This is a genomic window from Ruegeria sp. BC3 (genome assembly GCF_056539265.1).
The window spans coordinates 159,332-181,138 of record NZ_JBQFUP010000001.1 but is presented as its reverse complement, the minus strand read 5'-3'; the positions used below and the strand labels follow the sequence as shown (position 1 = coordinate 181,138).

Annotated in this window: 20 protein-coding genes; 15 read left to right on the top strand and 5 right to left on the bottom strand. The window is 59.4% G+C overall.

The genetic code is table 11. From position 1 onward, the window contains the following. Positions 1-26 precede the first annotated feature (26 nt). Positions 27-1,043, bottom strand: coding sequence for a C4-dicarboxylate TRAP transporter substrate-binding protein (locus ACR0MV_RS00890; RefSeq protein WP_480700695.1), 1,017 nt, complete (start codon positions 1,041-1,043; stop codon positions 27-29). A 427-nt stretch (positions 1,044-1,470) separates the two neighbouring features. Between ACR0MV_RS00890 and acs the strand changes: the two genes are divergently transcribed. The 8 genes from acs to ACR0MV_RS00850 all read left to right on the top strand — a co-directional run bounded on the left by acs (position 1,471) and on the right by ACR0MV_RS00850 (position 10,885). Continuing rightward, positions 1,471-3,435: an acetate--CoA ligase gene (acs, locus tag ACR0MV_RS00885; protein WP_480700693.1), complete on the top strand. Its 1,965-nt coding sequence runs from the start codon at positions 1,471-1,473 to the stop codon at positions 3,433-3,435. A 7-nt stretch (positions 3,436-3,442) separates the two neighbouring features. Further along, positions 3,443-4,126, top strand: a complete 684-nt coding sequence (locus tag ACR0MV_RS00880) for an adenylate kinase (RefSeq protein WP_480700691.1) — start codon at positions 3,443-3,445, stop codon at positions 4,124-4,126. Positions 4,127-4,305: 179 nt separating this feature from the next. After that, entirely contained in the window at positions 4,306-4,590 is a 285-nt protein-coding gene (locus ACR0MV_RS00875; RefSeq protein WP_170421550.1) for a DUF4212 domain-containing protein, read from the top strand. Positions 4,591-4,595: 5 nt separating this feature from the next. Beyond that, positions 4,596-6,380, top strand: coding sequence for a sodium:solute symporter family protein (locus tag ACR0MV_RS00870; RefSeq protein WP_170421553.1), 1,785 nt, complete (start codon positions 4,596-4,598; stop codon positions 6,378-6,380). Between the two features lie 109 nt (positions 6,381-6,489). Continuing rightward, the gene (locus ACR0MV_RS00865; RefSeq protein WP_480700689.1) at positions 6,490-8,313 is read left to right on the top strand and encodes a DUF294 nucleotidyltransferase-like domain-containing protein; all 1,824 of its coding nucleotides are present in this window, start codon (positions 6,490-6,492) and stop codon (positions 8,311-8,313) included. Between the two features lie 49 nt (positions 8,314-8,362). Next, entirely contained in the window at positions 8,363-8,881 is a 519-nt protein-coding gene (locus ACR0MV_RS00860; protein ID WP_170421560.1) for a hypothetical protein, read from the top strand. 1 nt (position 8,882) lies between these two features. After that, positions 8,883-10,295, top strand: a complete 1,413-nt coding sequence (locus tag ACR0MV_RS00855) for a 3'-5' exonuclease (protein WP_480700687.1) — start codon at positions 8,883-8,885, stop codon at positions 10,293-10,295. Between the two features lie 89 nt (positions 10,296-10,384). Continuing rightward, a complete protein-coding gene (locus tag ACR0MV_RS00850) occupies positions 10,385-10,885 on the top strand; it encodes a flavin reductase family protein (protein WP_480700685.1) in 501 nt (166 codons plus the stop codon). A gap of 3 nt (positions 10,886-10,888) precedes the next feature. Here ACR0MV_RS00850 and ACR0MV_RS00845 read toward each other — a convergent pair whose 3' ends face one another. From ACR0MV_RS00845 to ACR0MV_RS00835, 3 genes are read right to left on the bottom strand one after another with little or no spacing between them, the layout of a single operon-like run. Next, positions 10,889-11,368 (bottom strand): DUF6505 family protein, encoded by a 480-nt coding sequence (locus ACR0MV_RS00845; protein ID WP_170464161.1) that lies wholly within the window; start codon positions 11,366-11,368, stop codon positions 10,889-10,891. Continuing rightward, positions 11,365-12,063, bottom strand: coding sequence for a biotin/lipoate--protein ligase family protein (locus ACR0MV_RS00840; RefSeq protein ID WP_480700683.1), 699 nt, complete (start codon positions 12,061-12,063; stop codon positions 11,365-11,367). Before ACR0MV_RS00840 ends, ACR0MV_RS00845 begins: the two co-directional genes overlap by 4 nt. Further along, positions 12,060-13,121, bottom strand: a complete 1,062-nt coding sequence (locus ACR0MV_RS00835) for an Mrp/NBP35 family ATP-binding protein (RefSeq protein WP_170421576.1) — start codon at positions 13,119-13,121, stop codon at positions 12,060-12,062. Before ACR0MV_RS00835 ends, ACR0MV_RS00840 begins: the two co-directional genes overlap by 4 nt. A 132-nt stretch (positions 13,122-13,253) precedes the next feature. Here ACR0MV_RS00835 and ACR0MV_RS00830 point away from each other — a divergent pair, with 132 nt between their 5' ends. Continuing rightward, entirely contained in the window at positions 13,254-13,982 is a 729-nt protein-coding gene (locus ACR0MV_RS00830; protein ID WP_480700681.1) for a c-type cytochrome, read from the top strand. Here the strand turns inward: ACR0MV_RS00830 and ACR0MV_RS00825 are convergent. Further along, positions 13,976-15,928, bottom strand: a complete 1,953-nt coding sequence (locus ACR0MV_RS00825) for a 4Fe-4S binding protein (protein ID WP_480700679.1) — start codon at positions 15,926-15,928, stop codon at positions 13,976-13,978. The two genes, ACR0MV_RS00830 and ACR0MV_RS00825, sit on opposite strands and share 7 nt — an antisense overlap. Positions 15,929-16,180: 252 nt before the next feature. On the opposite strand from ACR0MV_RS00825, the gene ACR0MV_RS00820 reads away from it, so the two are divergent. The 6 genes from ACR0MV_RS00820 (at position 16,181) to fdh3B (ending at position 21,799) form a co-directional block, all read left to right on the top strand. Further along, the gene (locus ACR0MV_RS00820) at positions 16,181-16,735 is read left to right on the top strand and encodes a DUF3305 domain-containing protein (protein ID WP_475203832.1); all 555 of its coding nucleotides are present in this window, start codon (positions 16,181-16,183) and stop codon (positions 16,733-16,735) included. Beyond that, complete coding sequence (locus ACR0MV_RS00815) at positions 16,732-17,322, top strand: DUF3306 domain-containing protein (protein ID WP_480700677.1); 591 nt, start codon at positions 16,732-16,734, stop codon at positions 17,320-17,322. Before ACR0MV_RS00820 ends, ACR0MV_RS00815 begins: the two co-directional genes overlap by 4 nt. A gap of 4 nt (positions 17,323-17,326) precedes the next feature. Beyond that, complete coding sequence (locus tag ACR0MV_RS00810) at positions 17,327-17,938, top strand: TorD/DmsD family molecular chaperone (RefSeq protein WP_475203835.1); 612 nt, start codon at positions 17,327-17,329, stop codon at positions 17,936-17,938. 61 nt (positions 17,939-17,999) lie between these two features. Continuing rightward, entirely contained in the window at positions 18,000-18,188 is a 189-nt protein-coding gene (locus ACR0MV_RS00805; RefSeq protein ID WP_068334771.1) for a ubiquinol-cytochrome c reductase iron-sulfur subunit N-terminal domain-containing protein, read from the top strand. A gap of 104 nt (positions 18,189-18,292) precedes the next feature. Beyond that, positions 18,293-21,187, top strand: a complete 2,895-nt coding sequence (locus tag ACR0MV_RS00800) for a formate dehydrogenase subunit alpha (protein WP_170421594.1) — start codon at positions 18,293-18,295, stop codon at positions 21,185-21,187. Positions 21,188-21,202: 15 nt separating this feature from the next. Then, the gene (gene fdh3B / locus ACR0MV_RS00795; RefSeq protein ID WP_170421597.1) at positions 21,203-21,799 is read left to right on the top strand and encodes a formate dehydrogenase FDH3 subunit beta; all 597 of its coding nucleotides are present in this window, start codon (positions 21,203-21,205) and stop codon (positions 21,797-21,799) included. Positions 21,800-21,807 lie beyond the last annotated feature (8 nt).

Sequence of the window (21,807 nt, the reverse complement as noted above, 5' to 3'; positions counted from 1 at the left end):
CCCGTATGGGCACCCGGATTTTGCTATCAGTTACCGCTGCGCTGTTGTTCCAGCGTCGACATAACCAGATCATAGAGGTCCTGCGCGGGCAGGCCCTGAGCAGACATATCTGCGATCCACTGCTCGCGGATCGGATCAGCGGCCTTGGTGCGGAATTCGGCGATCACTGCGTCGTCGATCTCGACCTTCTGGACGCCTTTTTCTTCCAGGACGCTGTCCCACTGTTCCAGCAGCGTTCCGTAGTTGGCCAGATAGTGATCAATCGCCTCATCGATTGAGCTGTCCAGCGCTTCGCGATGCTCGGCCGGAAGTGCGTCGTAGGCGTCGATATTCACAACGACCGGGCAGTTCACCGTGCCGGGGTTCAGGTTGGCTGTCCACCAATCGGCCTCGTTGATGGTGCCAAACGAAAGATGTGCGTGCTGAGCAAACGCAACCGTGTCAACGACGCCGGATTCCATCGCGTTGAAGGCTTCGGTTGCAGGGACCGACGTCGGGACGCCGCCAACGGCCTCGAATGCTTGCCCCAGACCGCCTGTGGCGCGCACGCGCATGCCTTCGAATTCAGCCAGTTCGTCGCGCGGATCACCGGTGCCGACCAGATTATACTGCGGCATGGGCGAGGTCATAAGCAGGCGTGCGTTCCACTGCGCCATCTCTTCCTGAACCGCGGGGTGATCGTAGACTGCGTGGCTGACAGCCACTTCTTCGTCCAGATTGCTCACCCCAAGAAACGGAAGCTCAAGCACCGTAATTGCGCGGTTCTTATCGCGATGATACCCGGCGCAGAACTGCGCCATTTCAAAGGCACCGATCTCGATCCCATCCAGGTTTTCGCGGGGTTTGGACAGGCCGCCATAGCTGACGTTGATGGTAAAATCGCCGTTGGTCTTTTCGCTGACCAGTTCCGCCAGTTTCTCGACATGCTCAGTGAACGCGCGACGCTTGCCCCACACGGATGCATTCCACTCGGTCGCGGCAGCCTCAGACACGAATGCAACGCACAAAGCGGCAACGGCAGAGCCGCCCAACATCTTTTTCATAATGATCTCTCCCTTTTCCGCACCGCCTTGGCTGGGTGCTTGGCGTAAAAGCTAGCGCCAACATCGGCACGTGCCAACCCCTGGCCTGTCATCGCGCCTGACCGAAAATCGAACCGTCATACGCTAACAACCAAAAGGTGAATCGAAGATGCGTTAAAATTGATTGCGCCTAGGTGCAAAACGCAAAACCGGACATAACATTTATATATTTGTTATTTATTGTTTTTTTTGATCTTTACACAAAATATTTACAAACGCGGCGCCAAGTGATTAAGAAATTTACAAACTAACCGTGAAAAATCGGTAATTTATTTCTTTGTTTTCAGCCCTCCGTATTATTGCGTACAGGGAGGAAACGGATCGACAACGCCCGTTCAGCAGGCAAAATCGGTCCGATTCAATATGGTCCAGAGGGAGGAGCCTCAGAATGACAACCGCTGCCCAGGCAGAAGCCAATACCTTTCCGCCGTCCGCCGAAACCGTTTCCCGCGCGCATGTGAATGCTGAAAAATACGGTCAGATGTACGCAGCCTCAATCAACGATCCCGAAGCGTTCTGGGATGAGCAAGGCATGCGGGTCGACTGGATCAAGCCCTATACGCAGGTCAAAGACGTCAACTATGATTTTGGTTCGGTTGGGATCAAATGGTACGCCGACGGCACGCTGAACGTCTCGGCCAACTGCCTGGACCGTCACCTTAAGACCCGTGGCGACCAGACCGCAATCATCTGGGAGCCGGATGATCCAGCTGATCCCGCACAGCACATCACGTATGCGGAACTGCACCGCCGCACTTGCCGGATGGCGAACATTCTGGAATCGCTTGGCGTGCGCAAGGGCGACCGCGTTGTGATCTACCTGCCGATGATCCCCGAAGCTGCGTATGCCATGCTCGCTTGCGCTCGCATCGGTGCTATCCACTCGATCGTTTTCGCGGGCTTCTCGCCTGACGCACTGGCCGCACGGGTCAATGGTTGCGATGCCAAAGTCATCATCACCGCTGACGAAGCACCCCGGGGTGGCCGCAAAACGCCTCTGAAATCCAACGCGGACGCCGCCCTGCTGCACTGCAAGGACACAGTGAAGTGTCTGGTGGTCAAGCGCACCGGTGGTCAGACCACATGGATCGCCGACCGCGACTATGATTACAACGAAATGGCGCTTGAAGCGGACGACTACTGCGCGCCCGCGGAAATGAATGCCGAAGACCCGCTGTTCATTCTTTATACCTCTGGCTCGACCGGTCAGCCCAAAGGCGTTGTGCATACCACTGGCGGTTACTTGGTCTATGCCGCGATGACCCATGAGATCACGTTCGATTATCACGATGGTGACATTTACTGGTGTACCGCAGACGTGGGCTGGGTCACGGGTCACAGCTATATCGTCTATGGCCCGTTGGCCAATGGTGCGACCACGGTGATGTTCGAGGGCGTACCCACCTACCCCGATGCAGGACGTTTCTGGGAAGTCTGCGCCAAGCACAAGGTGAACCAATTCTACACCGCTCCGACCGCGATCCGCGCCCTGATGGGCCAAGGCAATGAGTGGGTCGAAAAGCATGACCTGAGCGACCTGAAAACTCTGGGCACCGTGGGTGAACCGATCAACCCCGAAGCATGGAACTGGTACAACGACGTCATTGGCAAAGGGAATTGCCCCATCGTTGACACTTGGTGGCAGACCGAGACCGGCGGCCACCTGATGACCCCCCTGCCCGGTGCCCACGCGATGAAACCCGGTGCCGCGATGAAGCCATTCTTTGGTATCCAACCTGTCGTTCTTGACCCGCAGTCCGGTGTTGAGATCAACGGCAATGGTGTCGAAGGTGTTCTGTGCATAAAGGACAGCTGGCCTGGACAGATGCGCACCGTCTGGGGCGATCATGAACGGTTCGAAAAGACCTATTTCTCGGACTACAAAGGTTACTATTTCACCGGCGACGGTTGCCGCCGCGACGAGGATGGCGATTACTGGATCACCGGACGTGTCGACGACGTGATCAACGTCTCGGGTCACCGAATGGGTACTGCCGAGGTCGAAAGCGCCTTGGTCGCACATGCCGCTGTGGCCGAGGCTGCTGTGGTTGGCTATCCGCATGAAATTAAAGGGCAAGGCATCTATTGCTATGTCACTTTGATGAATGATCGCGAGCCTTCGGATGAACTGCTGAAAGAGCTACGCACCTGGGTCCGGACCGAGATCGGCCCGATTGCCAGCCCTGATGTGATCCAGTGGGCTCCGGGCCTGCCCAAGACCCGTTCGGGCAAGATCATGCGCCGTATCCTGCGCAAGATCGCCGAGAATGACTTTGGCAGCCTGGGTGACACCTCGACATTGGCCGATCCGTCGGTGGTCGAGGACCTTATCGAAAACCGCGCAAACAAGTGAGGATGTGATGGACGCTGCCACGATCACCACACCCACAGTTCTGATCCTTCTCGGCCCTCCGGGCGCCGGGAAGGGAACACAGGCCCGTATGCTTGAGGAAAAGTTCGGGCTGGTTCAACTCAGCACCGGCGACCTGCTGCGCGCCGCAGTTGCCGCCGGGACCGAGGCCGGCAAAGCCGCAAAAGCGGTGATGGAGGCCGGTGATCTGGTCAGCGACGAGATCGTAATTGCCATTCTGCGCGACCGGATGGCCGAGCCAGACTGTGCCAAGGGCGTCATTCTGGACGGTTTCCCGCGCACAACGGTTCAGGCCGAGGCGCTGGACGAGCTGCTTGCGGAAAACAACCAAAAGATCAGCGCGGCGATCAGCCTTGAGGTTGAAGACGCGGAAATGGTCATCCGTATCTCGGGCCGCTACACCTGCGCGATGTGCGGCGAAGGCTACCACGACCGGTTCAAAACACCCGCAGTTGAGGGCAAATGCGACAATTGCGGCAGCACCGAGTTCAAACGGCGTGCTGACGATAACGCGGAAACGGTGGCCTCGCGCCTGACCGCCTATCACGCACAGACTGCGCCGCTGATCACATACTACGACGGCCATGGCGTGCTGAAACGCACCAATGCCATGGGCAAGATCGAAGACATCGCCCGCGATCTGGAGGAGATCGCCGGCGACGCGATGAGTTAAGGGGAGGAGATAAGCCGCAAGGCTTTGATCCCAAAACAGAATACTTCAATGAACCGCCTAGGCGGAACAGGGGAGTTATGCCGAACGTCACGGGGCGTTTGGTACAACCAAGAAGCGGCCGAGGCACTGGAGGACTTGGGCACGAGCCGCCAATGGAGGAAGCGAAGGAGGAACCCGCAATGGCGGATCAATCAACAAACTCCGCGCAGGCTGCCGAAGCCGATAAGGGCTATTGGCAGGCCAACCTGCGCCTCATCTACATCAGCCTCGCAATATGGGCGCTGGTGTCTTTTGGATTCGGCATCCTGCTGCGTCCGCTGCTGTCTGGTATCGAAGTCGGCGGCACCGATCTGGGCTTTTGGTTTGCCCAGCAGGGCTCAATCCTGGTCTTTCTGGTGCTGATCTTCAACTACGCCTGGCGCATGAACAAGCTGGACGCCGAATTCGGCGTGGATGAGGAGTAAGCGGAATGGACCAGTTTACCATCAACCTGCTGTTTGTTGGCGCGTCCTTTGCGCTTTACATCGGCATCGCGATCTGGGCCCGTGCGGGTTCCACATCCGAATTCTACGCCGCCGGTCGCGGCGTTCACCCGGTCACCAACGGTATGGCGACAGCGGCGGACTGGATGTCCGCGGCCTCGTTCATCTCGATGGCGGGCCTGATTGCCTTTACCGGATATGACAACTCGACCTTCCTGATGGGTTGGACCGGTGGCTACGTGCTGCTGGCTCTGCTGCTTGCGCCCTACCTGCGCAAGTTCGGCAAGTACACCGTCTCGGAATTCATCGGCGACCGTTTCTACAGCCAGACCGCACGTGTTGTTGCGGTAATCTGTCTGATCGTTGCATCGGTGACCTACGTGATTGGTCAGATGACCGGCGTCGGCGTGGCCTTTGGCCGCTTCCTTGAGGTGTCGAACACATCCGGTCTGCTGATCGGTGCCTGTGTGGTGTTTGCCTACGCGGTGTTCGGTGGGATGAAGGGCGTGACCTACACTCAGGTCGCTCAGTACTGCGTGCTGATCACCGCCTACACTATCCCGGCGATCTTCATCTCGCTGCAGCTGACCGGTACGCCGGTTCCGGCACTGGGTCTGTTCAGCGACACTGCAAGCGGTGAGCCGCTGCTGACCAAGCTGGACGCGATCGTGACCGAGCTGGGCTTTGCCGAGTACACGGCACACCACTCGAACACGCTGAACATGGTGCTGTTCACACTGTCGCTGATGATCGGTACTGCCGGTCTGCCGCACGTGATCATGCGCTTCTTCACCGTGCCTAAAGTGTCGGACGCCCGCTGGTCCGCTGGCTGGACGCTGGTCTTCATCGCTCTGCTGTATCTGACCGCCCCCGCGGTTGGCGCAATGGCGCGTCTGAACATCACCGACATGATGTGGCCCAATGGTGGCATCGAGGGCGGCGCTGTTTCGGTCGAAGCGATCGACACCGATCCGCGTTATGACTGGATGCAGACGTGGCAGAAAACCGGTCTGTTGGACTGGGAAGACAAGAACGGCGACGGCAAAATCCAGTACTACAATGACAAGAATGCCGACATGCAGGCAATCGCGGAAGAAAAAGGCTGGGTCGGTAACGAGCTGACCAAGTTCAACCGCGACATCCTGGTTCTGGCCAACCCCGAGATCGCCAACCTGCCCGGTTGGGTGATCGGTCTGGTCGCTGCCGGTGGTCTTGCGGCCGCCCTGTCGACCGCTGCGGGTCTGTTGCTGGCGATCTCGTCGGCGGTGTCCCACGACCTTGTCAAAGGCGCAATCAATCCGCAAATCTCTGAAAAGGGAGAGCTTCTGGCGGCGCGGATCGCAATGGCCGTGGCCATTCTGGTTGCAACCTATCTGGGTCTGAACCCACCGGGCTTTGCGGCGCAAACCGTGGCCTTGGCCTTCGGTCTGGCGGCTGCCTCGATCTTCCCGGCGCTAATGATGGGGATCTTCTCGACCCGCATCAACAACACCGGCGCGGTCGCGGGTATGCTGGCTGGTCTGGTCGTAACCCTGGTCTACATCTTCCTGCACAAGGGCTGGCTGTTCATTCCGGGCACCAACTCGTTCACCGATGCTGACCCGCTTCTGGGTCCGATCAAGTCGACCTCGTTCGGCGCAATCGGTGCGATGATCAACTTTGCTGTCGCATATGTTGTAGCCGGTATGACCAAAGAGACTCCGCAGGAGATCAAAGATCTGGTCGAAAGCGTTCGTATTCCCCGTGGCGCGGGCGCAGCTCAGAATAAATGAGCATGATGCGGCATATGGTTAGTTTCCATGTGCCGCGTTTTTCGATCTACTGTTCCCGCCCGGCACTCCACCGGGCGGGATTTTTCAACCGGAAGCCCAGGATGTTATGATGCCCCTGTCCCATGACGAAATCACCCGGTTTCTGAAATCCGTGCACCCCTATGACGCCCTGCCCCCAGACGCGCTGGAGCAGGTGGCAAACCAGATAGAAGTCTGGGAGGTTGAAGAGGACGGCTCGGTTTACGAACTTGGGCACACCCTGCCCGGCGTTTTCGTAATTTATGAGGGGCAAGTTGAGATCACCGATGAGAACGACGCCGTCGTATCTCATCTTGGTTTGCGCAATTCCTTTGGCGAGCGCGGGCTTCTGAAAGACGGCAAGGCCGCCACCAAGGCCCGGGCGCATACGCCATCGGTGCTGCTGGTCCTGCCGCCTGATCTGGTGCGCCAACTGATTGACGGGCACGATGTGGTGTCCAAATTCTTCAACAGAACGCGATCCACCCGGTCGGGCCCTCAGAGCCTGGCCACAAGTGCAATTGACGTTCTGATGGCCCATAACCCTGCGACCTGCCCGCCAGAAACACCGGTTCAGGACGCAGCCAGAATGATGCGTGACAAGCACATCTCATCCCTGTGTGTCACACAGGCAGACGACCTGCTTGGCATCGCCACGCTGCGGGATATCTCGGGCAAATTCGTAGCAGACGGCATGCCAGCAGAGACGCCCGTCTCTGCGATCATGACGACGAACCCAGTTACACTTTCGCCATCCGATATCGGCTCGGACGTTTTGCACGTGATGATGGAGCGTGGAATCGGCCACATCCCGATCTGTCAGGGCGGACGTCTGGTCGGGATCGTGACCCAGACGGACCTGACGCATTATCAGGCGGTGAACTCGGCCGAACTTGTTCGCCGGATCGCGCAGGCGGACTCGGCGGAGCAAATGGCGGCGGTAACCGCTGAAATCCCTCAGCTGTTGGTGCAACTGGTGGCATCCGGAAACCGGCATGAGATCGTCACGCGCCTGATCACCGATATCGCGGACACCGCGACCCGCCGGCTTTTGGCTTTGGCCGAGGAAAAGCTGGGGCCGCCGCCTGTTCCCTACTTATGGCTGGCCTGCGGTTCGCAAGGGCGGCAGGAACAGACTGGTGTCTCCGATCAGGACAACTGCCTGATGCTGGATGACGGCGTGACCGACGCGGACATGAAGTACTTTGCTGAGCTGGCAAAATATGTCTCGGACGGGCTGGATGTCTGCGGCTACTTCTACTGCCCCGGCGACATGATGGCGACCAATCCGCGTTGGTGTCAGCCTGTTCGCGTGTGGCGTGATTACTTCAAGGGCTGGATCGCAAAACCCAACCCCGAGGCGCAGATGCTGGCCTCGGTCATGTTCGACTTACGACCCATCGGCGGCGCTTTTCACCTTTTTGACGATCTGCAGGCCGAAACTCTGGCCGCAGCCAATGCGAACTCGATCTTTGTGGCGCATATGATCTCGAACTCGTTGAAGCACACCCCGCCGCTGGGTCTGTTGCGAGGCTTCGCTACCATTAGGTCAGGAGAGCACCGTAACACCTTGGACCTCAAGCATAATGGCGTTGTGCCCGTTGTCGATCTGGCGCGTATCTACAGCCTTCAGGGCCAACTGACCGAGGCCAACACCCGCGCGCGGCTAAAAGCGGCCGCATCCGGTGGCGTCCTCAGCCCATCGGGCGCACGGGATCTGCTGGATGCCTATGACCTGATCGCAGAAACACGGCTGGAACATCAGGTCCGGCTGGTGAAAGGCGACCAAAAGCCGGACAATTTCCTGCCGCCATCGGCCCTGTCCGACTTTGAGCGAAGTCATCTACGGGATGCCTTCGTTGTGGTAAAAACGATGCAATCGGCTGTGGGCCACGGCAAGGGAATGCTGGGCTAAAGCCGCAAGACAAATAGCAGGCGACCACGTCTGAACTACGGAGAGATAGATGTTTCTGGAACTGATCGGCACGATTTTTGCAGGCTTTGCCTTTGCCGGTATCGTGATGGTGCTGAACAAGCTAACCGGTGGCCGCCTGCCCCGTTGGATGACCCCGGTTGCTGCTGGTCTGGGCATGATCGGCGTCACGATAGCCAGCGAGTATTCGTGGTACGATCGCACGCGCGATACCCTGCCCGAAGGAATGGCCGTGATCCAAGAGGTCGAAAGCCGCGCCTTCTATCGCCCGTGGACCTATGCCGTTCCCTTCGTCGACCGCTTTGCCGCTATTGATGCAAGCTCGGTGCGCAAGAACGATCAGGTTCCTGAACAAAGGCTGGTGGACCTGTACCTCTTTGGCCGCTGGGCCCCGGTTTCGAAACTGCCGGTTGCGGTCAACTGCGAAAGTTTCAGCCGCGCCAATCTTATTGACGGGGCCGAGTTTGCCGATGACGGTCGCCTACTGAACGCCGATTGGATCGACGTGACCGCCAACGACCCCATCGTCGAGGCAACTTGCGGAGTGTAACATGCTGACCCGGTTAAGCCTGCGTCTGCGAATTTTCCTGTTCTTTTGCCTGCTGGCCGTGGGCGCATTGGCCGTCAGCTCTCTGGCGCTATGGATCAGTTACCGCCGAGTTGCGGACCCTGATTTGGTTGACGCCTTCATATTTGCCGAAATCGTCATGGCCTTTGGTTTTTTGGCTTTGACCGCAGCCGTTTGGCTGTTGTTCGACGACAACGTTGCCAAGCCGATCGAACGGATTTCTGCGCAGCTGCGCGCGCGGGCTCATGCAGGGGTCAACACCGAGGTCGATACCCAGGCCGCTCGCTATCTGGGCGATCTGGCCCCAGCTGCAGCCGGGCTGGCGGACCAGTTGTCGGATAAAACCATGGATGTTGCGCAGGCCGTTGCAGAAGAAACGGCACATCTGGCGGCGGAAAAACAGCGGCTGACCGCACTTCTGACCGACATCCCCGTCGCCATGTTGTTGGCCAGCCCCACGCACAAAATCGTTCTGTATGACGGTCAGGCAGCCGAAGTTCTGGCCCAGATTGCGCATCCTCGGCTGAACGCTTCTTTGTTCGAATACCTCGCCCCTGAAATGCTGGAACAGGCCCACGCGAAGCTGATGAAAACCGGGCTCGAAGTCGCCTGCACGCTGTCCAGCATCGATGGCGCGCAAAGCTATCGCGCGCGCATGAAGCCATTGGGAAGCGCACCGGGTTACATGCTGATTTTTGACGAGAGCGCCGCAAACATCGCACCCGATGCCGCGCGCCCTTTGGTCTACGACTTCAACCTGCTGAACGCGCGCACCGATGATGCATTCGAAAATCTGGCCCTTCCGGATCTGTGCTTTGTCGTCTTTGACACCGAGACAACCGGGCTGCTGCCGCACAAGGACGAGATCGTTCAGATCGGTGCCGTGCGGGTTGTCAACGGTAGGATCGTAGACGGAGAGCGACTGGATATGCTGGTTGATCCCGGGATCCCGATCCCTCCGGCTTCAACCAAAGTCCACAAGATCAGCGACCGCATGGTTCAGGGGGCCCCCGATATTGCTCAGGCCGGTCGCGTGCTGCACCAGTTTGCGCGCAACGCTGTCATTGTGGCCCACAATGCGCCTTTCGACATGGCGTTTTTGCGGCGACACGCCAAACGCATGGATGTCGAGTGGGACCACCCCATTCTGGATACAGTCCTGTTGTCCGCAGTGCTGTTCGGAGCCAGTGATAAACATACACTGGACGCGCTGTGCGACCGGCTGGACATCACCATCCCGCCCGAGCTGCGCCACACCGCCTTGGGCGACGCTGTTGCCACCGCCGAAGCTTTGGTGCGAATGCTGCCGATGTTGCAGGCGCGCGGCATGACGACATTTGGCCTGGTGATTGAGGCGACGCGTCAACATGGCCGACTGCTGGAAGACCTGAACTAGTCCGGAAAACTCACAAGCTAAACGCAGCTTTTCATGGACAAACCCGGCGCGCCGTGGCACCTGAGGCGCGGCTACGGGATGAACGCGACATGACGGAAAAACACTTTACCCCTACCCCCGATCAAAGCACTGCTTTTCGCGAGGCGTTAGGGTGTTTTGGAACCGGCGTGACGGTTATCACCACCGATTCCGCGCAAGGGCCGCGGGCGATCACGGTCAACTCGTTCACATCCGTCTCGCTGGACCCACCGCTTGTCCTGTGGTGCTTGGCCAAAGACTCGAACCGGTTCGACGATTTCAGCGCCAGCCAGCACTATTCGATCCACGTCATGGCCGAAGATCAACAGGATCAGGCCCTGCGCTTTGCACGCGACGGCAAGGATTTTTCCCATGCTGAATGGTCGCAGGATGACACAGGCCGACCACAACTATCCGGGTGTTTGGCCCGGTTCGACTGTCAATTGCACGCGCGTCACGACGCAGGCGACCATCTGATCCTCGTGGGCCACGTTCAGCACGCGATGTACCGCACTGGCAAGGGCCTGATCTTCAAGCGCGGCCAGTTTGGTGGTTTTGCAGATCTGATCTGACGGTTACTCGTCCAGCGACCCGTGAACGGCCAGAGCCTCTAGCTGGGTTTCTTGCGGAGTAATAACGCGAAACGCCTCGCGCACACCGGCATCTGACAATTCGCGCGATACGGTCAGCAAAGTGTTCGGGCCATGCTCGTCACACAGTTCGGACATATGAGCGATTTCGGCGCGGGCGACATCCATTGCGGCCTCAACCGATGGCGCGCCGTAAAGCTGCACAAAATGTTCGGCCAGGTTTTGAGCGATCTGATCCACCTCGGCCGGCTCCACCTGAGTGACCGCAACAAAGGTAACGCGCCCAAAGGTTTCGACGCCCAGCCAACCGTTGGCAAAGGCTTGTCGCGCCTTGCCCTCAAGATCGCCTTCGCCCCAGTTCGAAAACTCAAAACCGCCGGAAATGCACCACTCACCGGTTCGGGCCGGTGAGTGGAAGACGTTCATGTCGCTTTCGTCGAAATGGATTGCCCGGGCCAGTTTCATTTTCCGTTCTCCAACAATTCCGTCAGCGGGCGCAGTTGCGTGTCCGAACCTTGACGGATCAGCATCCCGAAACGTTCATCCGTGCCCAGAAACACGCCCGTTTCGCCATAAGGTTCTCCGACCCCGCGCAACAGACCCATCCATTCGCCATGCACGGGGGCGTTACCCTCTTCCTGCCAGCGATTGAGCCACGTCAGCATATGCCGAGACCAGCTTTCCACAAGCTGGGTCGCCGAAACATCGGCGCAGCCTTCGTCATACAGCGCAGTGACATCCGGATTTTCTCCCGGCGCATCGCTGGTCTGCAACAGCGCCAGTTCCCACCCGACAATCAGCCAGTCCGGCTCTGCCTGTGGGTCGGTACCCGAAGCAGCGACGCGGAAAACCCCGCATTTCGCTCCGTTTACACAGATCAAACCGTCCCAACCCAGATGAACCGCAACCTCGGGCGGAGCTAACGCACCCAGTGCGTTCTGGAACCCGACCGCGCAAAGTGGCAGCATGGCCATCGCATCCTGCAACGCAACTTCCGGAGCAAAGACAATCGCCGCGCGCACCCGGTCGGCCTGAATGCTGTAGGCCACAGTCCCCGCATCACAGCCTAGCGCGGCCATGGCCTGAGCGCGGTCGAACGGGTCTTCCCCACCCTGCACCGGATGGCCCGTCAGCAAAGGGGGAAAGACTGGCTCGCTCATGCGTTGCCCTGTGCGATCAGGTCGCGCGCGATCTTGCGGAACGACTCGGCCTGCGCACTGTCAGGCTTGCTGACCACGATCGGTGCGCCACCGTCCGCGGCAACCCGGATATCCAGGTGCAGCGGGATTTCACCCAACAGCGGAACACCCAGCGCCTGCGCCTCAGAAGCAACGCCACCATGGCCGAAGACATGTTCTTCGTGGCCACAGTTCGAACAGATATGCGTCGACATGTTTTCGATCATCCCAAGAATTGGCGTCTTGAGCTGGTTGAACATGTCGATCCCTTTGCGGGCATCGATCAAGGCCACGTCTTGCGGCGTGGATACGACAATTGCGCCGTCCACCTGGAACTTCTGGCTCAGCGTCAGCTGTACGTCACCGGTGCCGGGCGGCAGGTCAACGATCAGCACGTCCAGCGCGCCCCATTGTACCTGCCCCATCATCTGTTGCAGCGCACCCATCAGCATCGGTCCACGCCAGACAACGGCCTGCCCTTCATTGGTCATCAACCCCATCGACATCATCGTGACGCCGTGATTGCGCAAAGGCAGAATGGTCTTGCCATCGGGGCTGGCAGGGCGACCCGAGACGCCCAACATCCGAGGCTGTGAGGGGCCATAGACGTCAGCATCCAGCAGACCAACCCGGCGGCCTTCAGCGGCCAGAGCGCAGGCCAGGTTTGCAGACACGGTCGACTTACCAACGCCGCCCTTGCCCGAGGCAACGGCAATGATCCGGTCCACACCCGGCACTGCCTGCGGGCCGGTTTGCGACGGCTTGGGTTTGGGTTTCAAATCTGGCGGAGCCTTGTCGGAATGCGCGGTCAGCATGGCCGACACGTTCGATACACCATCCACCAGTTGCGCGGCCTTCTCGGCAGCGGCACGGACGGGTTCCATCCGCTCAGCCTGTTTCGGGTCGATCTCCAGCACAAAGCGTACGGTATCGCCTTCAACATTTAGCGCACGGACAACACCGGCGCTGACAATGTCTTGTCCGGAAACCGGATCAGTGATCTTTCTCAGGTTCGCAAGAACCGCGTCACGAACACTCATGCGTCATTCTCCTGTTGGAACCCGGCTGTCAGGGTTCTGCGTATCGACAAACTGTGGTTGCCGTTCATTGCATGTGTCTCCGTCTCTTTTCGTTCATTTGACGCATTTGGTGCCGTGCCGTTAGGTTGGGCTATGCGCTTTGTCCTTTTGTGCCTGAGCCTGACGCTCACTGCCACCCCCTCTTGGTCACAAGAGGCAATTGGTCTGGCCGCGCCTGAAGAAGTTGCCGACTCCGGTCTGTTGCAACATATTCTTCCACGCTTTTCTCTCAAGACCGGGATACGGGTTATTGCAGAAGATGGCGGCGTTTTGGTTCTGGAAACTGCTCCTCCGGGTGATCCGGTTTTTGCGCGGGATGGTGTGATCTATCACCTACGGATCGGCGAGGACGCCAAACATGAACGGTTCCGCGACTGGCTGTTGTCCGATATCGGCAAACGGACAATTGAGAGTTTCGCGCCAGACCAGGGCACACCCTTCTCGGCCAGTTTCGAAGTCGCCGCCGTAGAAACCGAAACGGTGATCGACGGGGATGCCAAGCGCGGCGAAGAATTGTCGATGACTCATTGCGGTCGGTGCCATGTGATCGGACCCAAGAACCGGTTGAACGGTCTGGGCTCGACCCCCTCTTTCGCGGTCCTGCGCGCGATGCCGGACTGGTCGGAACGGTTCGAGGCTTTCTTTGCACTCAACCCCCACCCCTCTTTTACGCAGATTGACGGATTGACCCCACCGTTCGATCCCCAGCGCCCATCGCCGATTGTGCCGGTTGAGATGACGTTGGACGACCTTGAGGCCATTTTGGCTTTCGTCTCGGTCATCAGCGCCGCAGATCTTGGGGACCCGCTCCAGCTTCAGTGATCCTTTCGTTTTGAGAAATAGTCGTCGGTGGTCACGACGCGCGGTTTCGGGTTGGATTGGAACGGATTGTCCTGTTGCTGGAACTGCGCGTTCACACGGCAATTGTCGCACATCTGGATCATCCGCGCCTTGTCCGAGGTCGCAAACATCGGATGCGTACCCGCAAGTTTCTCCATGATCCGTTCCACGGTGGATTTCACACCAAACAGAGCGCCGCATTCGATGCAGGCAAAGGGTTCTTCCTCGTTCAACACCTGCTGCGACAGGGCCGCATCGCTTAGGTCAAGCTGCGGCACCAATTTGATCGCATCTTCGGGACAGATGCCCTTACACAATCCGCATTGCAGGCAGGCATCCTGCTGGAAGTTCAATTGCGGTTTGTCCGGGTTATCGATCAACGCGCCCGAGGGACACAGCGACACGCAGCTGTGGCACAAAGTACAGGCATCCGTATCCACGGCGACCGCCCCGTAGGGTGCATTCTCTGGCAGGGGTAGAGGCGCGTCGGCCTGTGGGTTCAACGCTTGCGCAGCAAGCCGCGCGATCTGGCGGCGGTTGCCCAAGGGCAGAACCGGATCGGTCAAGGGCGGCGGAACCTGTTGGCCGTAAAGGATATCGGACAGAGCGTCAGGGTCTGCCTCATCCAAGACGCACAACGCATCCGACCCTGCAATTGCTTGGGCCAAGGCCAGCTCGCGATCCAGCGCGTCCCGTTCGGTGGTCGGGGCCAACAGGACGTCCACCCGCGCAAAACCATGCGCCAAACCGGCCAACATCTCGGCATGGCCAAAGCCGGAAATCACGCTCAACTCCAACGGGATCACATCCGCGGGCAAGCCCCGGCCAAACCGAGCGGCCAGACGGATCATCTCGGCCCCGTGTGCGTCATGAACCAACAACCGCGGCGCGGTACCACCGGCACGCCTAAAGGTGCGTGCCAGGATATGCATGCGCGACAGCAAGGCAGAAACAGGCGGATCCTCGTAGGTGATCGCGGTTGACGGACAAACGGCAGCGCATGACCCGCACCCCGCGCAGATCATCGGATCAATCTCGACATGTTCTCCAACCGAAGTGATCGCACCGGTGGGGCAAATGTCCAGGCAATTCGTACATGCGACCTGCTCGGCCCGCGAATGGGCGCAGAGCGTTTCCTCCATCCGGACGTAAAGCGGTTTTTCGAAGGTACCGATCAGTTGGGCCGCCTCAAAAGCCAACCGCTCAACGGACACCGCATCTTTTGGATCGGCGCGCAGATAGCCTTCGCGCTTGGCCGGGGCCTGTACCAATGGCGTATCGCCTGTGAGGTCCAGAACTATGTCGCAAACCGATTGCGCCTTGTCCCGCGCTTCGGTCCAGGTAAATGACCCACGCCCGCCCGGTTCAAGCTGTTGAAACGCGTCCAGACGCAGGGTGAATCCTCCCAACGCGCCGGACAGCGCGGCGACACGGCCACGCACCACATCATAAGCGCGCGACATCGGCTCTGACTGATCGGTAACCAGAACCGTAACGGCGAGCGTATCTGACAGTCGATCTGCCAAGACAAAGGCTACGTCACCGGGGCCGATAATCAGGCAAGTGCCCTCGCTAAAGACATCCACGCTGGGCGTCACCGGTTGCGGCAGCAGCGCTTCGGCGGCCAGCGCGGCCATCTTGGGCGCGGCATCTGCGCCCTGATCCGACCAGCCCGCCCTGTCGCGCAGGTCGACAAAACCGGGTGCGTCTGCATTCACCTCTTCCGCGAGGGCCTGAAACACCTCTTGCTCTTGCCCGCAGGCGATGATGGTTCTCCCGTCCTGCAAGGCCACCGCTGCAGCCTCAAGCTCGCGCGTGCAAAGCGCGGTGTGAACCTTTGAACACACCACATCGCAGGCCGTTGCGATCGTGTCAGCGTCGATCGCCTGAGACCCCGCGCAGTCGCATAGCAGTAGTTTTGTGCTCATGATTTCCCTCCGCCTCTTAGCGAAGTAGGCTGTATCCCCTCTCCCGCAATGTAAAGGGTTTGACCGAAACGGGCACAAACCCCGCTAAAACACTGCTCTGACCAGTAAAAAAAGGCATGCGCACGCGGAGATCACCGTTTTGCTATCGCCCCTTACGACTAAGGTCGTAACACGTAGGCTTGGCACTCAAGCGCTTTGTGTACCATAGTGGACGCAAGGGAAGGCAGGGGAGAGCTTTCCGGGGAGGAGCCCGTGGCCAAGGCCGCAAGTCAGATTGAAATGCCAATCGGCGTCGTCGTGCGCAAAACACCCGGTGTAACCCGCTGGGCGAAATGGAACTGGCGTGCCGTTGCCGTGCTGCCCGGAGCAGCTCCGGCTGATTGGCTTGAAATGCGCCGAGAAGGCGAAGCCGTAGAGTATCACGCAGCGACCCTGCCCCTGACCTTGTGGGCCGATGAAACTGAGGCCTATCTGGTCAACCTCTCGGACACTCAGCCGTCAATTTACCTTGTGCTGCGGGACGAGTTGAAGGGCGACCAGCCCTTGAACGCAGTGTTGGTCACCGCATCCCCCTTCGAAGGTCAGGATTACGCGGATACCGGCGAAGAGATTGTCGAAAAGATTCCCATGACCGAGGGGCTGATCGCCTGGGTCCGGGACTTTACGCTCAAGCATCATCGCGACGAGGTGTTCATCAAACGCCGCCGCGACAAGAAGCGAACCGATCTGGTTGAGGACGGTAAAGGGGACGCACGTATCCGTCAGGTCTCGGACGTCTACCGCGCGCCGCGGAGGATCGTGCAATGACCGAAGCCCGCGATTTCTGGTCCCGCCGCAAGGCCGCCGTTCAGGCCGAAGCTGAGGCCGAGGTTGTCGCGGTTGAAGAAAAGGCCATTGCCGCCCGGCAGGCCGAGCTGGAAGAAAAAACAGACGCAGAGATATTGGCAGAGTTGAATCTGCCCGACCCGGACCAGCTGCAGGCCGGAGATGACGTCTCGGGTTTCATGGCCAAGGCCGTCCCAGACCGTTTGCGCCGACGGGCTTTGCGACGCCTTTGGCGGTTGAACCCTGTGTTGGCGAATGTCGACGGTCTGGTGGACTATGGCGAAGACTATACCGACGCCGCCTGCGTGATCGAAAACCTGCAAACCGCATATCAGGTCGGCAAGGGCATGCTGGCCCATGTCGAAGCGTTAGCTGCCGAAGCCGACGAAACCGCAGACGAAACACCTGAAGCGGACGAGCCTTCGGAAGAACCAATCGCAGACGAAACACCAGAGCCCGAGCTGGCCGTGGCGGCAGTCGCCGAGGAACCCGAGACCACCACTAAAGCGCTGGAAGAGGCCGAGGCCGCCCCTGCCCCGCGCCGCATGAAATTTGAATTCGAAGGATAACTCTATGACCGCAAGCGAAGCGCAACAGATCGAAGTCTCGGCCGAGGATCGCCTGCGCGCGGATTTCTACAACTTCCTCGGGCTGCTTCTGTCTGCCCCGCCGGATCAGTTGCTGTTGGATCAGGTGTCCGGCCTGTCCGGCGATGACACCGATCTGGGACAGGCCATTCAGGCCATGGCCCGCGTCGCCAAGGTGACAAAACCTGCAGCTGCGGAACGCGAATTCAACGCCCTGTTCATTGGACTGGGTCGGGGGGAGTTGCTGCCTTATGCCAGTTTCTACCTAACGGGTTTCCTGAACGAGAAGCCTCTGGCGCAGTTGCGCAACGACATGGCCGCGCGCGGGATCACCCGCGCCCAGAACGTGTTCGAGCCGGAAGACAATATCGCTTCGCTGATGGAGATGATGGCCGGAATGATCGTCGGACGCTTTGGCTCTGCGGCCTCGCTGGAAGACCAGAAGGTGTTCTGGAGCAAACATATCGGCCCTTGGGCCACACATTTCTATTCGGATTTGGAAGGCGCTGAGAACTCGGTTCTCTATGCCTCGATCGGTACTGCCGGTCGGGTGTTCATGGAGATTGAGCGCGAAGCCTTCCGGATGACGGCAGCGTGAACCGCTGTTATTCGCCGATGCCCGCACGGGTGTCATACTGCAAATGGGAAAGGAGAAACCCATGAGCAAGACCAAGGAAGAAGGCGCAACCCGCCGCGACTTCCTCAAACTGGCCGGAACCGCAGCGCCCGCTGCTGTCGCCGCAGCCAGCCTGACCGGACAGGCCGAAGCAGCCGAGCTGCCAACGGACGAAACCCGGATGCAGGACACCGCGCATACCCGCGCATATCTCGACAGCGCCCGGTTCTAACCCGGACGAGGTCACACCCGACTGACGGTTGCGATTGGCCCCGACGTCGGCATCAGCAGTACCAAGCCAGCCATGGCGAACATGGCCAGCAAGGGAGGAAAGAAATGCTTAGGAAAAAGACCAACGGGGTTGCGAGACGCCCCCAGCGGACAAGTATCCTGTCCCAAATCGGCGAGAAAACCGTCGATCGCCGCGCGTTCCTGCGTGGCTCGGGCCTGACGATCGGCGGCCTTGCCGCGATCAGCGCTACGGGTGGAACCGTGACGCCAGCCAGTGCCCAGACAGCGGCAAACGCCGCTGTTGAAAACATCAAATCCGTATGCACCCACTGCTCGGTCGGCTGTACGGTCGTAGCCGAAGTGCAGAACGGCGTCTGGATCGGGCAGGAACCCGGTTGGGACAGCCCGTTCAACCTGGGTGCACACTGCGCCAAAGGTGCCGCGGTTCGCGAGCACGCGCATGGCGAGCGCCGCCTCAAGTATCCGATGAAAAAGGAAGGCGGCGAGTGGAAGCGCATCAGCTGGGAAGAGGCGATCAACGAGATCGGCGACGGCATGATGAGCATCCGCGAGGAATCCGGGCCGGACAGCGTGTACTGGCTGGGATCTGCGAAACATAACAACGAACAGGCCTATCTGTTCCGCAAGTTCGCCGCCTATTGGGGCACGAACAACGTGGACCATCAGGCTCGTATCTGCCACTCAACCACTGTTGCAGGTGTTGCGAACACATGGGGCTACGGCGCCATGACCAACTCGTACAACGACATGCACAACAGCCGGGCCATCTTTATCATCGGTGGTAACCCGGCCGAGGCGCACCCTGTCTCGCTGCTGCATATCCTGCGTGCGAAAGAGCAAAACAACGCACCTCTGATCGTCTGCGACCCGCGCTTTACGCGCACCGCGGCCCATGCGGATGAATATGTCCGCTTCCGCCCCGGTACAGACGTCGCATTGGTCTGGGGTATCCTGTGGCACATCTTCGACAACGGCTGGGAAGACAAAGAGTTCATCCGCACCCGTGTCTGGGGCATGGACCAGATCCGCGAAGAGGTTGCCAAGTGGAACCCCGAAGAGGTCGAGCGCGTCACCGGTACGCCCGGCTCGCAGCTGCGCCGCGTCGCGCGGACCATGGTGAACAACCGTCCCGGCACCGTCGTATGGTGCATGGGTGGTACGCAGCACACCAATGGTAACAACAACACCCGCGCCTATTGCGTGCTTCAGCTTGCGCTTGGCAACATGGGCACCTCGGGTGGTGGCACCAACATCTTCCGCGGCCATGACAACGTGCAGGGCGCGACGGACCTTGGTGTTCTGTCCCACACCCTGCCCGGCTACTATGGCCTGTCGAAGGGTGCATGGGGTCACTGGGCCCGTGTCTGGGGTGAAGATCCAGAATGGCTGGCGGGTCAGTTCGCCACGATCAAAGACAAGGAAGGCAAGGATAAACCGCTGCAGAATGAGCGCGGCATCCCGGTCTCCCGCTGGATCGACGGTGTTCTGGAAGACCCGGCCAACATGGATCAGGACAACAACGTCCGCGCCATGGTTCTGTGGGGCCACGCGCCCAACTCGCAGACCCGGATGACGGAAATGAAGACGGCGATGGAGAAGCTGGACATGCTGGTCGTGATCGACCCGTATCCCACCGTCTCGGCCGTTCTGCAGGACCGTACCGATGGCGTCTACCTGTTGCCCGCCTGTACGCAGTTCGAAACTCGTGGCTCGGTCACGGCATCGAACCGCTCGCTGCAGTGGCGTGACAAGGTGGTTGATCCGCTGTTCGAAAGCCTGCCGGACGAGGTCATCATGGCCAAGTTCGCAAACAAGTTCGGCTGGGCGGACCGTCTGTTCCGCAATATCGAAATGGACGACCCGGAAACCCCCAATGTTGAAAGCATCACGCGTGAGTTCAACTCGGGCCTCTGGACCATCGGCTATACAGGACAGTCGCCGGAACGTCTGAAAAGCCATATGGCCAACCAGCACACGTTCGACAGAACCACGCTGCAAGCCATTGGTGGACCCAACGACGGCGAGTATTACGGCCTGCCCTGGCCGTGCTGGGGAACACCGGAAATGGGTCATACGGGGACACCAAACCTCTATGACATGTCCAAACCGGTGGCCGAAGGTGGCCTGACCTTCCGCGCGCGCTTTGGCGTGGAACGCGATGGCGACAACCTGCTGGCTGAAGGGGTCTATAGCGTTGGATCGGAAATTCAGGATGGTTATCCGGAATTCACGATGCAGATGCTGATGGACCTTGGCTGGGACGGTGACCTCACCGCTGAGGAACGCGCGGCGATCGACGCCGTTGCGGGACCAGAGACCAACTGGAAGACTGACCTGTCCGGCGGTATCCAGCGGGTCGCGATCGCCCATGGCTGTGCGCCCTTCGGGAACGCCAAAGCCCGTGCGGTCGTCTGGACCTTCCCGGATCCGATCCCGCTGCATCGCGAGCCGCTCTATACCAACCGGCGCGATCTGGTGGAGGACTATCCGACCTACGAGGACCGGCATGCCTATCGTCTGCCCACCCTCTATGCTTCGATCCAGAAGAACGACTTTTCAAAGGATTACCCGATAATCCTGACGTCTGGTCGTCTGGTCGAGTATGAAGGCGGCGGTGATGAGACACGGTCGAACCCGTGGCTGGCCGAGCTTCAGCAGGACATGTTCGTCGAGATCAATCCGCGCGATGCCAACAACCTTGGTATTCGTGACGGATCACAGGTCTGGGTCGAAGGTCCTGAGGGTGGCAAGGTCAAGGTGATGGCGATGCTGACCAACAGGGTCGGTGCCGGTGTGGCCTTCATGCCATTCCACTTCGGTGGCCATTTCCAGGGCGAGGACCTACGGGCGAAATACCCCGCAGGAGCTGACCCCTATGTGCTGGGTGAAAGTACCAACACCGCCCAGACCTATGGCTATGATTCAGTGACCCAGATGCAAGAGACCAAAGCGACTCTTTGCAAGATCTGGTCAGCGTAAGGAGGAGAAGAGAAAATGGCAGCAAGAGCAAAGTTTCTCTGCGACGCCGAACGCTGCATCGAGTGCAACGCCTGCGTGACCGCGTGTAAGAACGAACACGAGGTACCGTGGGGCATCAACCGCCGCAGGGTGGTGACGATCAATGACGGTAACCCGGGCGAACGCTCGATCTCGGTTGCCTGTATGCATTGCTCGGATGCGCCTTGCATGGCGGTGTGCCCCGTCGACTGCTTCTATCAAAACGAAGAAGGGGTCGTCCTGCACTCCAAAGACCTGTGCATTGGCTGTGGCTATTGCTTCTACGCGTGCCCCTTCGGCGCGCCGCAATATCCGCAGGCGGGCAACTTCGGATCACGCGGCAAGATGGACAAGTGTACCTTCTGCGCCGGTGGCCCCGAAGAAAACAACTCGACTGCAGAGTTCGCAAAGTACGGTCGCAACCGGATCGCCGAGGGCAAACTGCCCATCTGCGCCGAGATGTGTTCCACCAAGGCCCTGCTCGCCGGTGACGGCGATGTCGTCTCAGCCATTTACCGTGAACGCGTCGTGGCGCGCGGATTTGGCTCGGGCGCGTGGGGTTGGGGCACGGCCTACGACCAGAAAGACGGCTGACACCAAGT

Bases quoted from the DNA above. Each gene is read 5' to 3' on its own strand.
- ACR0MV_RS00890 (WP_480700695.1), bottom strand. From the start codon at position 1,043: ATGAAAAAGATGTTGGGCGGCTCTGCCGTTGCCGCTTTGTGCGTTGCA.
- acs (WP_480700693.1), top strand. From the start codon at position 1,471: ATGACAACCGCTGCCCAGGCAGAAGCCAATACCTTTCCGCCGTCCGCC.
- ACR0MV_RS00880 (WP_480700691.1), top strand. From the start codon at position 3,443: ATGGACGCTGCCACGATCACCACACCCACAGTTCTGATCCTTCTCGGC.
- ACR0MV_RS00875 (WP_170421550.1), top strand. From the start codon at position 4,306: ATGGCGGATCAATCAACAAACTCCGCGCAGGCTGCCGAAGCCGATAAG.
- ACR0MV_RS00870 (WP_170421553.1), top strand. From the start codon at position 4,596: ATGGACCAGTTTACCATCAACCTGCTGTTTGTTGGCGCGTCCTTTGCG.
- ACR0MV_RS00865 (WP_480700689.1), top strand. From the start codon at position 6,490: ATGCCCCTGTCCCATGACGAAATCACCCGGTTTCTGAAATCCGTGCAC.
- ACR0MV_RS00860 (WP_170421560.1), top strand. From the start codon at position 8,363: ATGTTTCTGGAACTGATCGGCACGATTTTTGCAGGCTTTGCCTTTGCC.
- ACR0MV_RS00855 (WP_480700687.1), top strand. From the start codon at position 8,883: ATGCTGACCCGGTTAAGCCTGCGTCTGCGAATTTTCCTGTTCTTTTGC.
- ACR0MV_RS00850 (WP_480700685.1), top strand. From the start codon at position 10,385: ATGACGGAAAAACACTTTACCCCTACCCCCGATCAAAGCACTGCTTTT.
- ACR0MV_RS00845 (WP_170464161.1), bottom strand. From the start codon at position 11,368: ATGAAACTGGCCCGGGCAATCCATTTCGACGAAAGCGACATGAACGTC.
- ACR0MV_RS00840 (WP_480700683.1), bottom strand. From the start codon at position 12,063: ATGAGCGAGCCAGTCTTTCCCCCTTTGCTGACGGGCCATCCGGTGCAG.
- ACR0MV_RS00835 (WP_170421576.1), bottom strand. From the start codon at position 13,121: ATGAGTGTTCGTGACGCGGTTCTTGCGAACCTGAGAAAGATCACTGAT.
- ACR0MV_RS00830 (WP_480700681.1), top strand. From the start codon at position 13,254: ATGCGCTTTGTCCTTTTGTGCCTGAGCCTGACGCTCACTGCCACCCCC.
- ACR0MV_RS00825 (WP_480700679.1), bottom strand. From the start codon at position 15,928: ATGAGCACAAAACTACTGCTATGCGACTGCGCGGGGTCTCAGGCGATC.
- ACR0MV_RS00815 (WP_480700677.1), top strand. From the start codon at position 16,732: ATGACCGAAGCCCGCGATTTCTGGTCCCGCCGCAAGGCCGCCGTTCAG.
- ACR0MV_RS00810 (WP_475203835.1), top strand. From the start codon at position 17,327: ATGACCGCAAGCGAAGCGCAACAGATCGAAGTCTCGGCCGAGGATCGC.
- ACR0MV_RS00805 (WP_068334771.1), top strand. From the start codon at position 18,000: ATGAGCAAGACCAAGGAAGAAGGCGCAACCCGCCGCGACTTCCTCAAA.
- ACR0MV_RS00800 (WP_170421594.1), top strand. From the start codon at position 18,293: ATGCTTAGGAAAAAGACCAACGGGGTTGCGAGACGCCCCCAGCGGACA.
- fdh3B (WP_170421597.1), top strand. From the start codon at position 21,203: ATGGCAGCAAGAGCAAAGTTTCTCTGCGACGCCGAACGCTGCATCGAG.